Genomic DNA, 15,599 nt, shown 5'->3' with positions numbered 1-15,599 from the left:
TGCACCCCTCGCGCTCACGGGCTCACTCCCCAGATCGACAGGCCCGTCGTCTCCGGCAGGCCGAGCATCAGGTTGGCGTTCTGCACGGCCTGGCCGGCCGCGCCCTTACCGAGGTTGTCCAGTGCGCTGAGCACGATCAGGCGACCCGAGTCGACGTCGACGGTGGCCTGCAGGTGACACGAGTTGGAACCCAGCGTGGCGGCGGTGTGCGGCCAGCGTCCCTCCGCCAGCACGTGCACGAACGGCGCGTCCGCGTACGCCTGCGCCAGCACCTGCTGCGGGTCGACGCCGCGCGCCGGCACGGCGGTGACCGTGGCCAGGATGCCGCGCGGCATCGGCGCGAGGACCGGGGTGAACGACAGAGCGGTCGCCCCGGACGCCTGCTTGATCTCGGGCACGTGCTGGTGGGTGCCGACCCGGTACGGCGACAGGTCGCCCTGCACCTCGCTGGCCAGCAGGTGCGGCTTCGCCGCCCGGCCCGCGCCGGACGTGCCCGAGGCGGCGACCACCACGACGTCGGCGGGGCTGGCCGCGCCGTCGGCGATCAGCGGCGCGAGCGCCAGGGTGATCGCGGCGGCGTAGCAGCCGGTGTTCGCCACCCGGGTGGAGCTGGCGATCAGCTCCCGCTGGCCGGGCAGCTCGGGCAGCCCGTAGGTCCACTGCCCGGCGTGGGTGCCGCCGTAGTACTGCGCCCAGGCGTAGGGGTCGGCCAGCCGGTGGTCGGCGCCCAGGTCGACGATGCGTACCTCGGGCGGCAGTTGGGCCGCGAGGGCCGCCGACTGGCCGTGCGGCAGCGCCAGGAAGACCAGGTCGGCGTCGGCCAGGGTCGACGGGTCGGTCTCGCCGAGCACCAGGTCGAGCCCGGTGAGCTGCGGGTGGACCACGTCGACGCGGTGCCCGGCCTGGCTGTGCGCGGTGGCGGCGACCAGGTCGAACTCCGGGTGCCCGGCGATCAGGCGCAGCAGCTCGCCTCCGGCGTACCCGCTCGCTCCGGCGACCGCGACTCGGATCCCCATACTCACCTCCGCATGACTATGCAGGAAAGATTAACAAGGACGACTCATGAGTGCAAGTTCATGCAGAGTAGTGCATGCTAATGAACAGAGGGACCCCTACTTCCGGCTCCTTCGGGCCGCCGGCAGAGCCGGACCGGGCGCACCGGGGTGCCCTCTGGGTCGGATTCGAGACGTTGAGCCTGCACCGGGCGCCCGAGCCCCTGGTGGGGCCGGGCGCAAGCCGGTCGCGCTCCTGGGCGCCCACCCTCTGCACACCGAGCAGGTCCGGCGTGGAACGGCAACGGAACGGGCGGAGGCTCCCGTAGTCGCCACGGATTGCACGTCGACTTCCCCTCTCACCCTTTCCGCCGTATAAGGCATTTACCATCATCGACGCCGAGCCTCGGAATCGACCGTCCACAACAGCCGAAAACAGACCGGCCACTCCAACCACTCAGACTCACCTTAAACGCTCAGGTGACAAACATTCCGCAACCTCGGAGAAACCCATTGCCGGTCGTCGGTCAAAGACGATAAGCAGTCACCAGGCATTGACATCGATCGTGTCGCCGGGCAGGCTTTGCAAATCGATGGCTTCCTTCACTCCGCAGGGCTCTTATCGTCCGCCCGCGGCGGATTGCGGCCGTTTCCCGATGGATCGGAGAGCTGATGCGCGTCGCCCTTCTCACCACGACGCAGCATGGTCATCTCAACCCGTACGTTCCGGTGGTCAACGCCCTCCGAGCCGCCGGAAGCGAGGTCACGCTGTTGTTGCTGTCCGCCGACGGGGGCGTGCTCGACGAGCAACGCCGCCAAGCCCTCGGCACGGCGCGGGTCCACCTGATCGGGCAGGTCGAGATGGGGCCGTGGAGCGGCGATCCGGCGAACATCGGCCCGATGCTCCAGGCGTCACCGGTGGCAAAACAGACGAGTGAAGCGCTGCGCGCGACGGCAGCGGATTTCGTGCTCGTCGACTCGCTGCCGGTCACCGCGTCGGCCATGGTCGGCACCGAGGCTTCCGGAATCCCGTACGGAATGATCTGGGCAAACCTGGGGGGAGTGTGCCCGCGCGAGCACCGACGGGGCCGCTGGGCGTACGACGAGCAGGTCGGCGAGTATCTGACCCGGCACGGGGTGGGGTGGTCGACCCGGACCCATTCGGCGCGTTCACCGATTCTCAATCTGATGCCGACGATTCCCGCCCTCGTCCGGGCCGACGCGGTCACTGACGACGGTGTGCGGCTGGTGGGACTGCCCGGTGCGGCGGGGACGCGCGGCGACGAGGTCGACTTCCCGGCGCTGGATCGGATCGACCCCGACCGACCGCTGGTGTACGTGTCCTTCGGCACGATCTTCTACCGGCGGCCGGACCTGCTGCGCACGGTCGTCACCGGCGCGGCGGCGACCGGCGCGCAGGTGATCGCCGCGGTGGGCGATCTCGCCGCGGAACTCGCCCTGCCCGACGACGTGCTCACCGCTGGATATCTGCCGCAACGTGCGGTGCTGGAACGCGCCGACGTCTTCGTCACCCACGGCGGTTACAACTCCGTGGCGGAGTCGATCCGGGCGGCGACACCGATGCTGGTGATCCCGCTGGCCGTGGACCAGCCGATTCAGGCGTACTTCGTGGAGAGGGCGGGCTTCGGGACGGCGCTGGAGCCAGCCGGTGTCACCGCGCAGGCGGTCGCCGGCGCCGTCACCGACCTGCTCGATCCGGCCCGGGGCTACCGGGCGCGGCTGCGCGCCGCGCAGCCGGAGTGCGGCGATTCCGCGGCACGGACGGCGGAGCTGGTCGTCGGCACGGTCAGGACGCTACGGCGAGAGGACGTGCGGTGAGTACCGAACTGCGGTGGCCGGTGGGTGACCCGATCGTGCTCGACGATCGCGAGCGCCTCTCGTTCCGGGTGGATCGCCGCGCCTACACCGACGACGACCTGGCCGAACGGGAGATGACCAGGATCTTCGACCGTTGCTGGTTGTACGTCGGGCACGAGTCGGAGGTTCCCGCGCCGGGTTCCTACGTCGCGCGTGACGTCGGCGGGCGTCCGGTGGTCATGGCGCGCGGATCCGACGGGGTGATCCGGGTGTTCGCGAACAGCTGCCCGCACCGGGGGGCGCTGATCTGCTCGCAGCCGGCCGGGCGGGCCAGGTCGTTCCGGTGCCCGTACCACGACTGGACGTTCTCCAACCGGGGCGACCTGGTCGGGGTTCCGATCCCGGACGGGTACGGGCCGAGCTTCCGCAAGGCCGACTTCGGCCTCGCGCAGCACCGCAGCGACGGTTACCGCGGCTTCGTGTTCGTCACCTTCGACCCCCGGCAGCCGCGCACCCTGACCGAGTACCTGGCGGGCGCGACGGAGTACCTCGATCTGATCGACGACCAGTCCGAGGTCGGGATGGAGGTGATCCAGGGCGCGCAGCTGCACGGGGCGCGGGCGAACTGGAAGCTCATGATGGAGAACAGCGTCGACATCTACCACTTCCGGGCCCTGCACAAGCGTTACGTCGGCTACATGGAGTCGCTGGGATCGGTGCCGCCACGACGTCGGGGCGGCTTCGGCCGCGCGCTCGGGTGGGGCCACGGCGCCAACGAGCTACCGCCGGCGGCGGCCCGCCCGCTCGCGTACTGGACGCCGATGTTCGGCGCCGAGGTCCGGCCACGGATCGAGGCGACCGCCGCACGGTTCGTCGACCGGTTCGGTGCCGAACGCGCCGAGCGGATCACCGGCACCAACCGCGCGCTGCTGATCTTCCCCAACCTGATGATCATCGACGCGATCGCGATCACCATCCGCAAGATCGACCCGATCGGCGCCGGCCAGATGGCCATCACCTCGGTCGCCCTGGCCCCCAAAGACGAGGATCCGGACATCCGGGAGCTCCGCAAGAGTCACTACCTGACGTTCCTCGGCCCCGCCGGCTTCGCCACCCCCGACGATATCGAGATCATCGAATCGTGTCAGCGGGGCTATCTCAACCGCGCGGTCCGCTACTCGGACCTGTCCCGCGGCATGAACAAGGCCGTCCCGGAGACGACCGACGAGCTTCCGGCCCGTGAGTTCTGGCGGCAGTGGGACCGGCTGATGTACGGCGACGACGAGCACCCCGAGGTCGTTCAGCGGGCGCAGCGGCAAGGGGTGGAGGTGCGATGACCATCGAGCTGACTGTCGACGACACGGCCCAGGTGCGGTTGTGGCACCGGGTGAGCCAGTTCCTCTTCCGCGAGGCGCGGCTGCTCGATGAGTGGCGCCTGCTCGAGTGGTACGACGAGATGCTGACCGACGACATCCGCTACTCGGTCCCCGCCACCGACGTACGCGACGAGGCCGACGCGCTCGGGCTCATCGACGACGACGCCGCCCGGCTGCGCCAGCGGGTCGAACAACTCCTTGCCGGTGAGGTGTGGTGCGAGAACCCCCGCTCGCGGACGCATCGGATGATCAGCAACGTGGAGGTGCTCATCGATCGGGGCACGCACCTCGACGTGGTGGCGAATGTCGTCGTCCACCGGTTCGGGCACCGGCGCTCCGACGTGTACGTCGGGAAGTACCGGTTCGCGCTCGTCGTCGACGGGGAGTCGTTCCGGATCCGGAGACGGGTCGTGGTGCTCGACCACGAGACGTTGGTCGAGCATGGAAAGCTCAGCATCATCCTGTGACCGGCCTGTGAAGGCGGCCGGCACCGGCAGCGCCCCACCCGTCGCCGCCCCACCGGGTCTCCCGCGCGAGGTCTACGTCCTCAGCGTCGTCGGCGGGTGCGTCATGCTCGGCCTGGGGCTGGTACTCCCGGTGCTTCCGGTGTACGCGGCGACGTTCGGGGCCGGGCCCACCCGGATCGGACTACTCGTCGCCCTGTTCGCGATGATGCGGCTGGCCACCAGCCCGTTCTGCGGCCGGCTGGCGGTTCGGTTCGGGGAGCGGCGGGTCCTGGTCGCCGGCCTGATGCTCTGTGCGCTCTCCTCGGCCCTGACGGCGTTCGCCGGGTCCTACGGGCAGCTACTCGTGTTCCGCGCGCTCGGCGGCGCCGGCTCGGTGCTGTTCTCGGTGTCCGCGCTGGCGATGCTCCTGGCCATCGCGCCGCCCGACCAGCGGGGCCGGGCCAGCGCCGTGTTCGAGGCGGGCTTTCTGCTCGGCGGGATCTGCGGACCGGCGCTGGGCGGGCTCCTCGCGCTCGTCGCCCTGTCCACGCCGTTCGTGGCGTACGCGGCGCTGTTGCTGGGCGCCGCGGTGCTGACCCTGGCGGTGCTCGACACCGGCCGGAGCACCGGGGCGGCGCTCGGCCGTACGGTGGTCGACCTGCCGGTCCTGTTGCGGGATCGGCGCTACCTGGTGGCCTGCCTCGCCGCGCTGGCGCAGGGGTGGGTCCTGTTCGGGCTGCGCAGCGCGCTGGTCCCTGTGGTGGTGGTGGCGTGGCTGCGTGACGTGGCGTGGGTCGGGTGGGCCTTCACCATCTCCGCCGCCGTCCAGGCGCTGCTGATCGTGCCGGCCGGCCGGGTGGTCGACCGGGCCGGCCGCCCACCCGCCATGATCGCCGGCACCGGTGTGGCCGCGGCGGCGATCACCGCCCTGGTGTTCGTGGACCGGTACGCCTGGCTCGTCGCCCTGCTCTGTGTGTACGCGGCGGGCTCGGCGCTGCTCAACGCCGCACCTGCCGCGCTGGTCGGTGACGTCGTCGCCGGCCGGGCCGGCAGTGGCGTCGCCGCCTTCTCGATGTGCACCGACGTCGGCGCCGTGGTCGGGCCGGTCGTCGTGGGGTTCGTCGCCGAGCGGGTGAGTGTTCCCGCCGCCTTCGCCAGCGGCGCCGCGCTGCTGGTCGTCGCCCTCGTGGCGTCGTGCACGTTGACACCGCTGCACCCAGCCGAAGGAGTTGATCGATGAATCAGCCGTCTACCCGGCACGAGCGGGGTGAGGCCATGTTTCAGCAGGTCTTCGGCCGCGAGCCGCGCCCGGGTTCCTACCCGGAGTTCCTGCGGATCACTGTCGACCACCTGTTCGGTGAGATCTGGACGCGCCCGCACCTGAGCGTCGAGGAGCGCGAACTCGTCGCGTTGACAGCGGTCACGCTGGCACGGACCGACTGGGAGTTGCGCGGCCACATCGGCGCGGCGCTGCACCTCGGGATGTCACGGGAGAAGATCGTCGAAGTCATCATCCAGCTCGCCTACTACGGTGGTTGGCCGGTCGCCAACAACGGGCTGCGCGTCGCCCAGGAGGTCTTCGCCGAACTGGACGGCGACAACGGGACGGCCGCCGACGATGACCGGTGAGCCGCTCCCCCTCGACCCGGCCGAGAAGGTCGACCTGTGGCGCCAGCGGTTCTTCGAGGCCCAGGCGGCAGCGGAGGAGTTCATCCTGGGAGAGCACGGCGAGGAAGGCCTGGCCGCCTGGATCCGGGCGAACTCCCGGATCACCGCCAAGCTGCTGCGAGAGCAGCGGCCCGCCGGGGTCTCCGCCACCGACCACTTCATGACCCGGCTTCAGCGTCAACTGCTGCTGTACGACTCGGCGGTGACCAGGGAGCCGGAGCCCTCGGGCACCGTCCTGCGCAACGCCGACTGCGGCATCCTGCGCTACCGCCGACAGGCCGCCCGTGCCGGCGTCGTCCTCACGTTCTCGTCACCGTGCTCGTACTGCCAGGAACTCCACACCGCCATCGCCGCCCGCTACGTGGAGCCGGACGTCACGGTGTCGTGCGATCAGGCGGGCGACGGGTGCACGTGGCGCGCGGAGTCTCGTCACGCGGCGGGGGAGGGCACGACCGGGTCACCGCAGCGCGGACGTGACGGTGGCTGAACCAACGGCAGCGCCGGGCGGTCGTCGCCCGGCGACCGGCTGCCGGCGAGCGACATGCCGAGTTGCCGGCCCACTGCCACACACAGGTCGAACGCAGCGGTGCGGGTCAGGTCGGGGTGATCGTTCTGGGTGAAGCAGGCCGAGGCGACGTTCTTGTTCCGGAGCCGCAGATACCACGGGAACAGCGCGCCCAGGGCGGGCTCGGTCAGCATCGTGCGCGAATGGACGATGGTCCCGACCAGCAGGTTGCCGAGCGGACGGTGCCGCGCGTTCATGGAGCTCTTCAGGCGTTCCTGAAAGATCTTCAGTACCGCGGGCACGTTCCCCGCGTACACCGGCATGGCGAGCAGCATCCCCCGCGCGCCCTCGGCCAGCTCGACGACCCGTTCGAAGTCGTCGTCGATCGTGCACCGGCCCACCTCGGGGTCGAGGCAGGTGTCCTCGCCCTCACACATCGCGATGCGGTGGTCGATCAACCGGATCCGCTGGACCTGCGCGTCATCGATCTCCCGAACGACGCCGGTGACCGCCGCCTCCAGCAGCGCGTCGGTCATCGACGGCAGACGCTTCTGGGTGCAGGACAACGCAACGATCTTCATTCGAGGGGCCTCCCCGGTCCGCTGGACGTCACTCGGCACCGGCCGCCGGACGACGCCCGGGTGGCCGCACCCGGAGACGGAATTGACGATTGTCAAAGCATAGCGGCAGGCCACCGGATCCCCCGGGCACCTGCACCGCAACCTACCGGCTGCCGAACCGCCGCAGCCTTACCCGAAAAAGGCCCCGACCCGGTGTGAACCACCAGGTCAGGGCCTTGATCGTTGGTGCGCCGGCAGAGCGATCGCGGTGTGGGGACGGGCCGATCCCGTTACGCGCCGCGCAACGTCGCGCCGAGGCGCTCCGCCGCGACGGCGACCGCCGCGTCCCGTGCCGCGACCGCCTCCTCGACGGTCAGCGTCCGGTCCGGCGCCCGGAACGTCAGCTTGTACGCCAGCGACCGGCGACCCTCGCCGAGCTGCGCGCCGGAGTACACGTCGAACAGCCGGACGTCCTCCAGCAGCTCACCGGCGCCCGCCTCCAGCGCACGACGCACCTGCTCCGCCGGCACCGAGTCGTCCAGCACCAGGGCCACGTCGATCAACGCGGGCGGGAAGCCGGACACCGTCGGCGCGGGCGTCACCGGGGTCGGCGGCAGCGCGTCGAGGTCGAGTTCCAGCGCGCAGGTGCGCCGGGGCAGCTCCAGCGCAGCCACCACCGTCGGGTGCAGCTCGCCGGCGTGCCCGACGACCGCGTCGTCGACGCGCACCTCGGCGCAGCGGCCGGGGTGCCACGGCGCGTACTCGGCCGCCCGCACCTCGACCCGCTCGCCGGTGACACCTGCGGCGTCGAGCACGTCGCGGGCTGTCTCGATGGCGTCCGCCCAGCCGGCCGGTCGACCCGCGCCCCACCAGCCGGCAGGGTCGAGGTCACCGGTGAGCACCGCCGCGACGTGCACCGGCTGCGCCGGCACCACCGCGTCGGCGGCGGCGAACTCCGCGTCGGTCGGGCGGCGGTCCACCCCCATGGCGGGCGGGCTGCCGGCACCGAGGCGCGGGTGGAAGACCGCGCCGATCTCGTAGAGGGCGAGGTCGCGGTGACCCCGGCCGAGGTTGCGCTTGAGGATGCCGAGCAGCGGGCCGAGCAGCGTGGTGCGCAGCAGCGGCTCCTCCTCGGACAGCGGGTTGGCCAGGCGCACCGCGGGCCGGCGGCTGTCGTCGGCCGGCAGGCCGAGCTGGTCGGCCAGTTCCGGCGACACGAACGGGTGCGCGAGCACCTCGACGTACCCCCGCTCGGCCAGCGATCCGGCGACGGCCCGGCGGCGACGCTGGCGCGGGGTCAGGCCGCGACCGGGGGGCGCGGTGGGCAGCACCGACGGCACCCGGTCGTACCCGTCGAGGCGCACGACCTCCTCGACCAGGTCGGCCGGGTCGGTCAGGTCGGGTCGCCAGGTCGGCGGGGTGACGCTCAGCGCCACCTGCGCGCCGCTGGCCACGCCCACGGCGCCCGGGTCCTCGGACAACCGGTCCGCGCCCTGCGCGACGGTGCAGCCGACCCGCTCCAGCAGGGCGACGACCCGCGCCGGCGGGTACTCGACGCCGACCCGGCGGGTCGGCAGGTCCGCCGGCAGGGTGATCGGGGTACGCGGCCGGACGTGGTCGATGTCCAGGATCTCGGCGCTCGGCGTGCCGCCGCCGTGCTCGGTGAGCAGCCGCACGGCACGTTCCAGCGCGACAAGTGCCACGGCCGGGTCGACGCCCCGCTCCCAGCGCTTCGCGGCCTCGCTGAACAGCTTGTGCCGGCGGGCCGTGCGCCCGACCATCGCCGGGTCCCAGTGGGCCGCCTCGAAGAGCACGTTCGTGGTGCCGCCGGTGACGACCTCGCTGGTCTCGCCACCCATCACCGCGGCGAGGGAGATCGGACCCGTGTCATCGCAGATGACCATGTCGTCGGCGGTGAGCACCCGGTTGACGCCGTCCAGGGTGGTCAGCTTCTCCCCCGCCTCGGCGCGGCGGACCACCAGCGGCCCGGCGATCCGGTCGGCGTCGAACGCGTGCATCGGCTGGCCCAGTTCCAGCATCACGTAGTTGGTGATGTCGACGGGCAGCGAGATGCTGCGGATGCCGGCGGTGACGAGGCGCTGAGCCATCCACGACGGGGTGGGCGCGTTCGGGTCGACGCCGCGGACCAGGCGGGCGGTGAACCGGTCGCAGCCGACCGGGTCGCGGACCTCCACCGGGTACGCCGGCGTCGGCGTGCCGCCCGGCGCGGGCGCCATCCCCGGGTCGTGCAGCGGCACGTCGAAGGCGTGCGACAGCTCCCGGGCCAGGCCGCGCAGGCTCAGCGCGTACCCCCGGTCGGGGGTGATCTCCAGCTCGAACACGACGTCGTCGAGCCCCACGACGGGCCGCGCGTCGTCGCCGGGCTTGGCGGACCCGTCCGGCGGCAGCACGATGATGCCCGAGTGGTCGTCGCCCAGGCCCAGCTCCTTGGCCGAGCAGATCATGCCGGCCGAGTTGTGCCCGTACGTCTTGCGGGCGCCGATCGCGAACCCGCCGGGCAGCACACCGCCGGGCAGGATCACCACCACCCGGTCACCGACGGCGAAGTTGCGCGCCCCACAGACGATCTCCTGCGGGTCGCCGGTGCCGTTGGCTGCGCCCACGTCCACCCGGCAGAAGCGGATCGGCTTCTTGAAGCCGGTCAGCTCCTCGATCTCACGCACCTCGCCGACGACGAGCTGGCCGGTGACACTCTCGCGCAGGTCCACCACGGACTCGACCTCGATGCCGAGGTCGACCAGGGCCTGCTCCAGGTCACCGGTGGGCAGGTCGGCGGGGAGGTCGACGTACTCCCGCAGCCAACTGACAGAAACTCGCATGACTTCAGACCACCGTTCCCGTGTCTCGTACCCGCATCGCCTACGCCCCGGTCCCGAGCGCGCGGCTGAACCGCACGTCGCCCTCGAAGAGATGGCGGATGTCGCTGACCCCGTGCCGGACCATCAGGGTCCGGTCGATGCCCATGCCGAAGGCGAATCCGGAGTAGACCTCCGGGTCCACGCCGCAGGCGCGCAGCACCCGCGGGTTGACCATGCCGCAGCCACCCCACTCGACCCACTGCGGGCCGTCGCGGTGCTCCGGGAACCACACGTCGAACTCCGCCGACGGCTCGGTGAACGGGAAGTAGTGCGGCCGCCACCGGGTCTTCGCCTCCGGCCCGAACATCGCCCGCGCGAAGTGGTCCAGCGTGCCCCGCAGGTGCGCCATCGTGATGCCCTTGTCGACCACCAGACCCTCGGCCTGGTGGAACACCGGGCTGTGGGTGGCGTCGATCTCGTCGGTGCGGTAGACGCGGCCGGGCACGATCACGTAGATCGGTGGCTTGCGGCTGAGCATCGTGCGGGTCTGCACCGTCGACGTGTGCGTACGTAGCACCAGGCCGGAGCCCTCCGGTGCGATGTGGAACGTGTCCATCAGCCCGCGCGCCGGGTGGTCGGCGGGGATGTTCAACGCGTCGAAGTTGACCCACTCCAGGTCGACCTCGGGCCCCTCGGCCACCTCGTAGCCCATCCCGACGAACAGGTCGCTGATCGACTCCATCAGGGTGCTCAACGGGTGCCGGGCGCCCCGCGGACGCCTGTTGAAGGGCAGCGTGACGTCCACCCGCTCCTCGACGAGCACCCGCTCGGCCTGCTCGCGCTCCACCACCTCGGCGCGGTCGGCGTACGCGGCCTCGATCGCCCGGCGGGCCTCGTTGACCCGCTTACCGGCGTCGGACTTCGCGGCCGGCGGCAGCGCGCCGATCTCGCGGCGCGCGAGGGAGACCGGTGACCGGTCCCCCAGGTGCACCGACCGCAGCGCGGCCAGCGCGTCCGGGTCGGCGGCGGCCGTGAACGCCTTCGTGGCGTCGGCGACGGCCTCGGCCAGGGCGGCCGGGTCGAGCAGGGCGACCTGCTTCGGGTCGTACGGATCGTTGCGGTAGCTCATGGCGTACGGGCACTCCCTCACGGCGGCGCCAGCCCTCCACGGGCGGCTAGGCGAGTCTACGGACGCGCGGCTGTGCCGCAGCCCGCCGGTAGGAGTTGCGCAGGGAGCAGGTCAGGCCCGCCGCCCGCCGACACCGGCGGGCTGGCTAAACGAACGCCGTGTCGCGTTCATGGGCGGATGCTCTCCCCTGCTGTCAGTCGCGCCGACAAGGTCACCGTCAGCGCTGCGCTCTCGCTGAAGCGTACAGGCAGACCGCCGCGGCGGCAGCCAGGTTGAGGCTCTCCGCGCGCCCGTACAGCGGCACCCGCACCCGGGCGTCGGCGGCGGCGGTCAACTCCTCGGGCAGGCCGTGCGCCTCCGAGCCGAACAACCACGCGGTGGGCGCGACAAGCCGGCCGTAGTCGGTCAGGTCGTCCAGGTCGTCGTCGCCGTACCCCGTGGTGGCGAAGATCGACAGCCCGGCGGCGCGCAGCGCGTCGACCACCGCGACCGGGTCGGGCGCGCGGACCACGTCCACGTGGAAGAGGCTGCCGGCCGAGGCCCGCACACACTTGCCGTTGTACGGGTCGACGGCGTCTCCGGCGAAGACCACCGCACCCGCGCCGGCGGCGTCGGCGGTGCGCAGCACCGTGCCGGCGTTGCCCGGGTCGCGGATCTCGGCGAGCACCGCCACCAGCCGGGGGCCGCCGGCGAGGGCCTGCTCCAGCGACACGTCGAGGTGCCGGCAGACGGCGACCAGCCCCTGCGGGGCGACGGTCTCGGCCAGCGCGGCGAGCGCGTCGTCGGTCACCTCGGAGACCGGCACGTCGGCGCGGGCCGCCGTCGCGGCCAGCTCCGGGTACCGGTCCAGCGCGGCGGGCGTACCGAACAGCTCGGTGACCACGCCCGGCCGGGCCAGGGCCTCGCGGACCGCCTGCGGGCCCTCGGCCAGGAAACGGCCGGCGGCGTCGCGGTCCCGGCGGCGTTGCAGGCGGCGGGCGGCGACAACCCTGGGGGTACGCGGGGTGAAGGCCATGGTGTGTGTTCCTCCGGCACGATTGAGGCGCCCCCCGGACGGCGGTGCCGACGCGGGAGACGCCTCGCTCTGGTGCGTGGGGATCAGGCGGCCTGGGCCGCCGCGCCGCCGGTGCCCTCGGCCGCGACCGCGGCCCGGGCCAGCTCGACGATCGCCGCGAACGAGGCGGCGTCGTTGACGGCCATGTCGGCCAGGATCTTGCGGTCAACCTCGATGCCGGCCAGACGCAGGCCCTGGATCAGACGGTTGTAGGTCATCCCGTTGGCCCGGGCGCCCGCGTTGATCCGCTGAATCCACAGCTGCCGGAAGTCGCCCTTGCGGTCGCGACGGTCCCGGTAGGCGTACTGCATCGAGTGCAGCACCTGCTCCTTGGCCTTGCGGTACAGGCGGGAGCGCTGACCGCGGTAACCGCTCGCGGTCTCCAGCAGGGTACGACGCTTCTTCTGGGCGTTTACAGCCCGCTTGACGCGTGCCATCTCAACTCCTTCTTACGTAAAGGTGGCGCGCGTCAGCGGCCGAGCAGCTTCTTGATGCGCTTGACGTCGGCCTTGGCCAGCACGACCGTGCCGGTCAGCCGGCGGGTCTGGGTGGAGGGCTTCTTCTCCAGGTTGTGGCGGAGGCCGGCCTGCTGGGCAACGATCTTGCCCTTGCCGGTCACCTTGACCCGCTTACCCATACCCGTGTGGCTCTTCATCTTCGGCATGTGGAACGTCTTCTCCCCTGTTACTCGCCGCTGGTCTCGGTGGCGGTGCCACCGTCAACGGCTGCTGCGGTCTCGCCGGCCGCCGCGGTCTCATCGGTGACCGGCGCGGACTCGTCCGCCCCCCGGTCCCGAGGTGCACCGCGGGACGCCGTAGCGGCGACCGCGGAGGCCTTGACGGCCCGATGCGGAGCGAGAACCATGATCATGTTTCGACCGTCCTGCTTCGGAGCGGCCTCGACGTATCCCAGGTCCGTGATCTCGGATTCGAGCCGGCGCAGGAGCCGGTAACCCAGCTCCGGGCGGCTCTGCTCGCGACCGCGGAACATGATCGTCACCTTGACCTTGTCGCCCGCCTTGAGGAACCGCACCACGTGACCCTTTTTGGTCTCGTAGTCGTGCGGGTCGATCTTCGGACGGAGCTTCATTTCCTTGATGACGGTCTGCTGCTGATTACGCCGCGCTTCGCGCGCCTTGAGTGCGCTCTCGTACTTGAACTTGCCGAAGTCCATGAGCTTGCACACCGGCGGGCGCGCCATCGGCGCAACCTCGACCAGGTCCAGATCGACGTCCGCGGCCAGCTGAAGGGCGCGCTCCAGCGGGACGATGCCCACCTGCTCACCCTCGGGGCCGACCAGTCGGACCTCACGTGCCCGGATCTGCTCGTTCACGCGTGGTTCGACGCTGATGGGGCCTCCTCGAGTCGTTTCTGCTCTGTCGCCGACCCCTGCGGCTCCCGGGTGGGAACCGACCCGGAAAGCAGAAGGCCCCGGCGCATGCCAGGGCCCGCTCGACCGGTCGGCGCGATCACAGGATCACACGTCCGGAACCGGGACGTGCCCGGAACCGGTGACCGGACCCGGCCACCGTGGCGGCGACTCGGGTGGGAGCAGGCGCTCCGCTTTCAAGGCTGTCTGCTCGCATGCGGAGACAGCCTGGTCGACTCGACAACAATACACCGCCGCCTCGCTCGCCCCCAAACCGGGCACCCGGCCCGTGAGCAGCGCCGACAGTGGCGCGTCTGGAGCAGGGCCGACGGTGGCGGGCGCCGAGCGGCGGGGTCAGCTGCCGGCGGCGCGCTGGGCGAGGCGGTTGAGGTGGGCTTCGTGCAGCCGGCGCAGGGCACGGACCCCGTCGACTGCCAGCTCCTTGTCGGCCGCCTGCAGGGCGACCATCGGCAGGAGGTCGTCGTCGTGCAGCTCCAGGCTCGCCCACGGCGCACCCCTGTCGAAACGGACCCCCCGGACAACCTCCCAGGGCAGCTCGTACGAGCTGATCACGTTACGCACCCGGATGCCCCGCGCGTCCGCCTCCACCCGGGGGCGGGTGAACAGCAGGAAACCCAGCGCCCCGAAGATGCCCAGGCCGATCATGGCGATCTGATCGCCGCGCTGGAAGCTGCCGTAGCCGTCGCCGGTCGGCCCGCTCAGCGAGGTGGCAACGACGGCGAACACCACCACCAGCGCGACCGCCGCCGACCAGCACACCACCCGGATGCGGCGGGGCTTGAGACGGACCAGCTCGGTGTCACTCACCCCACCAGTCTGCCACCCGTGCTCGCCCCGCAGACGCACCACCCGCCGAGCCACCACTCAGCATCCCGCGACGCGCCAGTGCCGGCGCGGCGCGGGTGATCCACTCGAGATCGGCGAAACGGGGGTGTCCCGGGCGGGCGGACACCCCCGTTCCAGCGGTCCCGGGGCGCTCAGAGGCGACAGGCGTGGATGTTGGTCACCAGGATGGCGCGGGCGCCCAGGTCGTACAGCTCGTCCATGATCCGGTGCACGTCGTCGCGGAGCACCATGGCCTGCACGGCCACCCAGCCCTCCCGGTGCAGCGGCGACACGGTGGGCGACTCGATGCCCGGGGTCAACCCGCTGGCCCGGTCCAGCAGACCGGCCGGGACGTCGTAGGCGAGCATCACGTAGCGGCGGGCCACCAGCACGCCGTGCAGGCGGCGCAGCAACTGCTCGGCCTGCGCGTGCGCCGGTGCGCCGGCGCGACGGACCAGCACCGCCGACGAGCGCAGCAGCGGCTCGCCGAACACCACGAGGCCCGCCTGACGCAGGGTCGCGCCGGTCTCCACCACGTCCGCGATCACGTCGGCGACACCGAGGCGTACGGCGTTCTCCACGGCGCCGTCGAGGCGGATCACCTCGGCCTTGACGCCCACCTCGTCGAGGTGCCGCTCGACCAGCCCCGGGTACGCGGTGGCGATCCGGTGCCCGCCCAGCTCCCGCACCGAGGCGATGTCGTCGGGGCGGGCGGCGAAGCGGAAGGTGGCCCGGCCGAAGGCGAGGTCGACGACCTCCTCGGCGGGCGCGGCCGAGTCGATCAGCAGGTCCCGGCCGGTGATGCCGAGGTCGAGGTCACCGGAGCCGACGTAGGTGGCGATGTCCTTGGGACGCAGGTAGAAGAATTCGACGTCGTTGGCCTCGTCGCGGCAGACGAGGTCCTTGGGGTCGGTGCGCTGGCGGTAGCCCGCCTCACGCAGCATCTGGGCGGCCGGCTCGGCCAGGGTGCCCTTGTTGGGGATGGCGACACGCAACATGACGGAGTGCTCCTTCGATC

At 71.7% G+C, this 15,599-nt stretch carries 16 protein-coding genes; 6 read left to right on the top strand and 10 right to left on the bottom strand.

From position 1 onward, the window contains the following. Positions 1-14 precede the first annotated feature (14 nt). Positions 15-1,016 carry an N-acetyl-gamma-glutamyl-phosphate reductase gene (gene argC / locus ACLQ27_RS23860; protein WP_357497769.1) on the bottom strand — a complete coding sequence of 334 codons (1,002 nt, stop codon included), beginning with the start codon at positions 1,014-1,016 and terminating at the stop codon, positions 15-17. Positions 1,017-1,664: 648 nt separating this feature from the next. Here argC and ACLQ27_RS23855 point away from each other — a divergent pair. Genes ACLQ27_RS23855 through ACLQ27_RS23830 form a run of 6 tightly spaced genes read left to right on the top strand, consistent with a single transcriptional unit; the run spans position 1,665 to position 6,787 of the window. Then, a complete protein-coding gene (locus tag ACLQ27_RS23855; RefSeq protein ID WP_425868679.1) occupies positions 1,665-2,831 on the top strand; it encodes a glycosyltransferase in 1,167 nt (388 codons plus the stop codon). Next, positions 2,828-4,147 (top strand): aromatic ring-hydroxylating oxygenase subunit alpha, encoded by a 1,320-nt coding sequence (locus ACLQ27_RS23850; RefSeq protein ID WP_357575886.1) that lies wholly within the window; start codon positions 2,828-2,830, stop codon positions 4,145-4,147. Before ACLQ27_RS23855 ends, ACLQ27_RS23850 begins: the two co-directional genes overlap by 4 nt. Then, positions 4,144-4,653, top strand: a complete 510-nt coding sequence (locus tag ACLQ27_RS23845; RefSeq protein ID WP_357575887.1) for an aromatic-ring-hydroxylating dioxygenase subunit beta — start codon at positions 4,144-4,146, stop codon at positions 4,651-4,653. Before ACLQ27_RS23850 ends, ACLQ27_RS23845 begins: the two co-directional genes overlap by 4 nt. A gap of 7 nt (positions 4,654-4,660) precedes the next feature. Then, complete coding sequence (locus tag ACLQ27_RS23840) at positions 4,661-5,872, top strand: MFS transporter (protein ID WP_425868675.1); 1,212 nt, start codon at positions 4,661-4,663, stop codon at positions 5,870-5,872. Further along, entirely contained in the window at positions 5,869-6,261 is a 393-nt protein-coding gene (locus ACLQ27_RS23835) for a carboxymuconolactone decarboxylase family protein (RefSeq protein ID WP_425868673.1), read from the top strand. Before ACLQ27_RS23840 ends, ACLQ27_RS23835 begins: the two co-directional genes overlap by 4 nt. Further along, positions 6,251-6,787 (top strand): hypothetical protein, encoded by a 537-nt coding sequence (locus ACLQ27_RS23830; RefSeq protein ID WP_357575890.1) that lies wholly within the window; start codon positions 6,251-6,253, stop codon positions 6,785-6,787. The genes ACLQ27_RS23835 and ACLQ27_RS23830 overlap by 11 nt, the downstream gene beginning before the upstream one ends. Here ACLQ27_RS23830 and ACLQ27_RS23825 read toward each other — a convergent pair. The 9 genes from ACLQ27_RS23825 to hisG form a co-directional block, all read right to left on the bottom strand. Then, positions 6,730-7,386 (bottom strand): flavodoxin family protein, encoded by a 657-nt coding sequence (locus ACLQ27_RS23825; RefSeq protein WP_425868671.1) that lies wholly within the window; start codon positions 7,384-7,386, stop codon positions 6,730-6,732. The two genes, ACLQ27_RS23830 and ACLQ27_RS23825, sit on opposite strands and share 58 nt — an antisense overlap. 269 nt (positions 7,387-7,655) lie before the next feature. Beyond that, positions 7,656-10,205, bottom strand: coding sequence for a phenylalanine--tRNA ligase subunit beta (pheT, locus tag ACLQ27_RS23820; RefSeq protein WP_357497753.1), 2,550 nt, complete (start codon positions 10,203-10,205; stop codon positions 7,656-7,658). A 40-nt stretch (positions 10,206-10,245) separates the two neighbouring features. Beyond that, positions 10,246-11,313 (bottom strand): phenylalanine--tRNA ligase subunit alpha, encoded by a 1,068-nt coding sequence (gene pheS, locus ACLQ27_RS23815; RefSeq protein WP_357497751.1) that lies wholly within the window; start codon positions 11,311-11,313, stop codon positions 10,246-10,248. A gap of 217 nt (positions 11,314-11,530) precedes the next feature. Continuing rightward, positions 11,531-12,328 carry a TrmH family RNA methyltransferase gene (locus ACLQ27_RS23810; RefSeq protein ID WP_357575894.1) on the bottom strand — a complete coding sequence of 266 codons (798 nt, stop codon included), beginning with the start codon at positions 12,326-12,328 and terminating at the stop codon, positions 11,531-11,533. Between the two features lie 83 nt (positions 12,329-12,411). Further along, on the bottom strand, positions 12,412-12,804 hold the full coding sequence (gene rplT, locus ACLQ27_RS23805; protein ID WP_091087503.1) for a 50S ribosomal protein L20: 393 nt from the start codon (positions 12,802-12,804) through the stop codon (positions 12,412-12,414). A 32-nt stretch (positions 12,805-12,836) separates the two neighbouring features. Next, positions 12,837-13,031 carry a 50S ribosomal protein L35 gene (rpmI, locus tag ACLQ27_RS23800; RefSeq protein ID WP_007458415.1) on the bottom strand — a complete coding sequence of 65 codons (195 nt, stop codon included), beginning with the start codon at positions 13,029-13,031 and terminating at the stop codon, positions 12,837-12,839. Between the two features lie 20 nt (positions 13,032-13,051). Next, positions 13,052-13,699 carry a translation initiation factor IF-3 gene (gene infC / locus ACLQ27_RS23795; RefSeq protein WP_357497747.1) on the bottom strand — a complete coding sequence of 216 codons (648 nt, stop codon included), beginning with the start codon at positions 13,697-13,699 and terminating at the stop codon, positions 13,052-13,054. Between the two features lie 390 nt (positions 13,700-14,089). Then, entirely contained in the window at positions 14,090-14,563 is a 474-nt protein-coding gene (locus tag ACLQ27_RS23790; RefSeq protein ID WP_355136426.1) for a PH domain-containing protein, read from the bottom strand. Positions 14,564-14,733: 170 nt separating this feature from the next. Then, the gene (hisG, locus tag ACLQ27_RS23785; protein WP_234589783.1) at positions 14,734-15,579 is read right to left on the bottom strand and encodes an ATP phosphoribosyltransferase; all 846 of its coding nucleotides are present in this window, start codon (positions 15,577-15,579) and stop codon (positions 14,734-14,736) included. Positions 15,580-15,599: the final 20 nt, after the last annotated feature.

Source organism: Micromonospora sp. DT63 (genome assembly GCF_049841615.1).
In the GTDB taxonomy this organism is placed as follows: domain Bacteria; phylum Actinomycetota; class Actinomycetes; order Mycobacteriales; family Micromonosporaceae; genus Micromonospora.
This window is presented reverse-complemented; position numbering and strand designations above follow the sequence as displayed.

Bases quoted from the DNA above. Each gene is read 5' to 3' on its own strand.
- pheT (WP_357497753.1), bottom strand. From the start codon at position 10,205: ATGCGAGTTTCTGTCAGTTGGCTGCGGGAGTACGTCGACCTCCCCGCC.
- argC (WP_357497769.1), bottom strand. From the start codon at position 1,016: ATGGGGATCCGAGTCGCGGTCGCCGGAGCGAGCGGGTACGCCGGAGGC.
- ACLQ27_RS23825 (WP_425868671.1), bottom strand. From the start codon at position 7,386: ATGAAGATCGTTGCGTTGTCCTGCACCCAGAAGCGTCTGCCGTCGATG.
- ACLQ27_RS23855 (WP_425868679.1), top strand. From the start codon at position 1,665: ATGCGCGTCGCCCTTCTCACCACGACGCAGCATGGTCATCTCAACCCG.
- ACLQ27_RS23835 (WP_425868673.1), top strand. From the start codon at position 5,869: ATGAATCAGCCGTCTACCCGGCACGAGCGGGGTGAGGCCATGTTTCAG.
- hisG (WP_234589783.1), bottom strand. From the start codon at position 15,579: ATGTTGCGTGTCGCCATCCCCAACAAGGGCACCCTGGCCGAGCCGGCC.
- rpmI (WP_007458415.1), bottom strand. From the start codon at position 13,031: ATGCCGAAGATGAAGAGCCACACGGGTATGGGTAAGCGGGTCAAGGTG.
- ACLQ27_RS23810 (WP_357575894.1), bottom strand. From the start codon at position 12,328: ATGGCCTTCACCCCGCGTACCCCCAGGGTTGTCGCCGCCCGCCGCCTG.
- ACLQ27_RS23830 (WP_357575890.1), top strand. From the start codon at position 6,251: ATGACCGGTGAGCCGCTCCCCCTCGACCCGGCCGAGAAGGTCGACCTG.
- pheS (WP_357497751.1), bottom strand. From the start codon at position 11,313: ATGAGCTACCGCAACGATCCGTACGACCCGAAGCAGGTCGCCCTGCTC.
- rplT (WP_091087503.1), bottom strand. From the start codon at position 12,804: ATGGCACGCGTCAAGCGGGCTGTAAACGCCCAGAAGAAGCGTCGTACC.
- ACLQ27_RS23845 (WP_357575887.1), top strand. From the start codon at position 4,144: ATGACCATCGAGCTGACTGTCGACGACACGGCCCAGGTGCGGTTGTGG.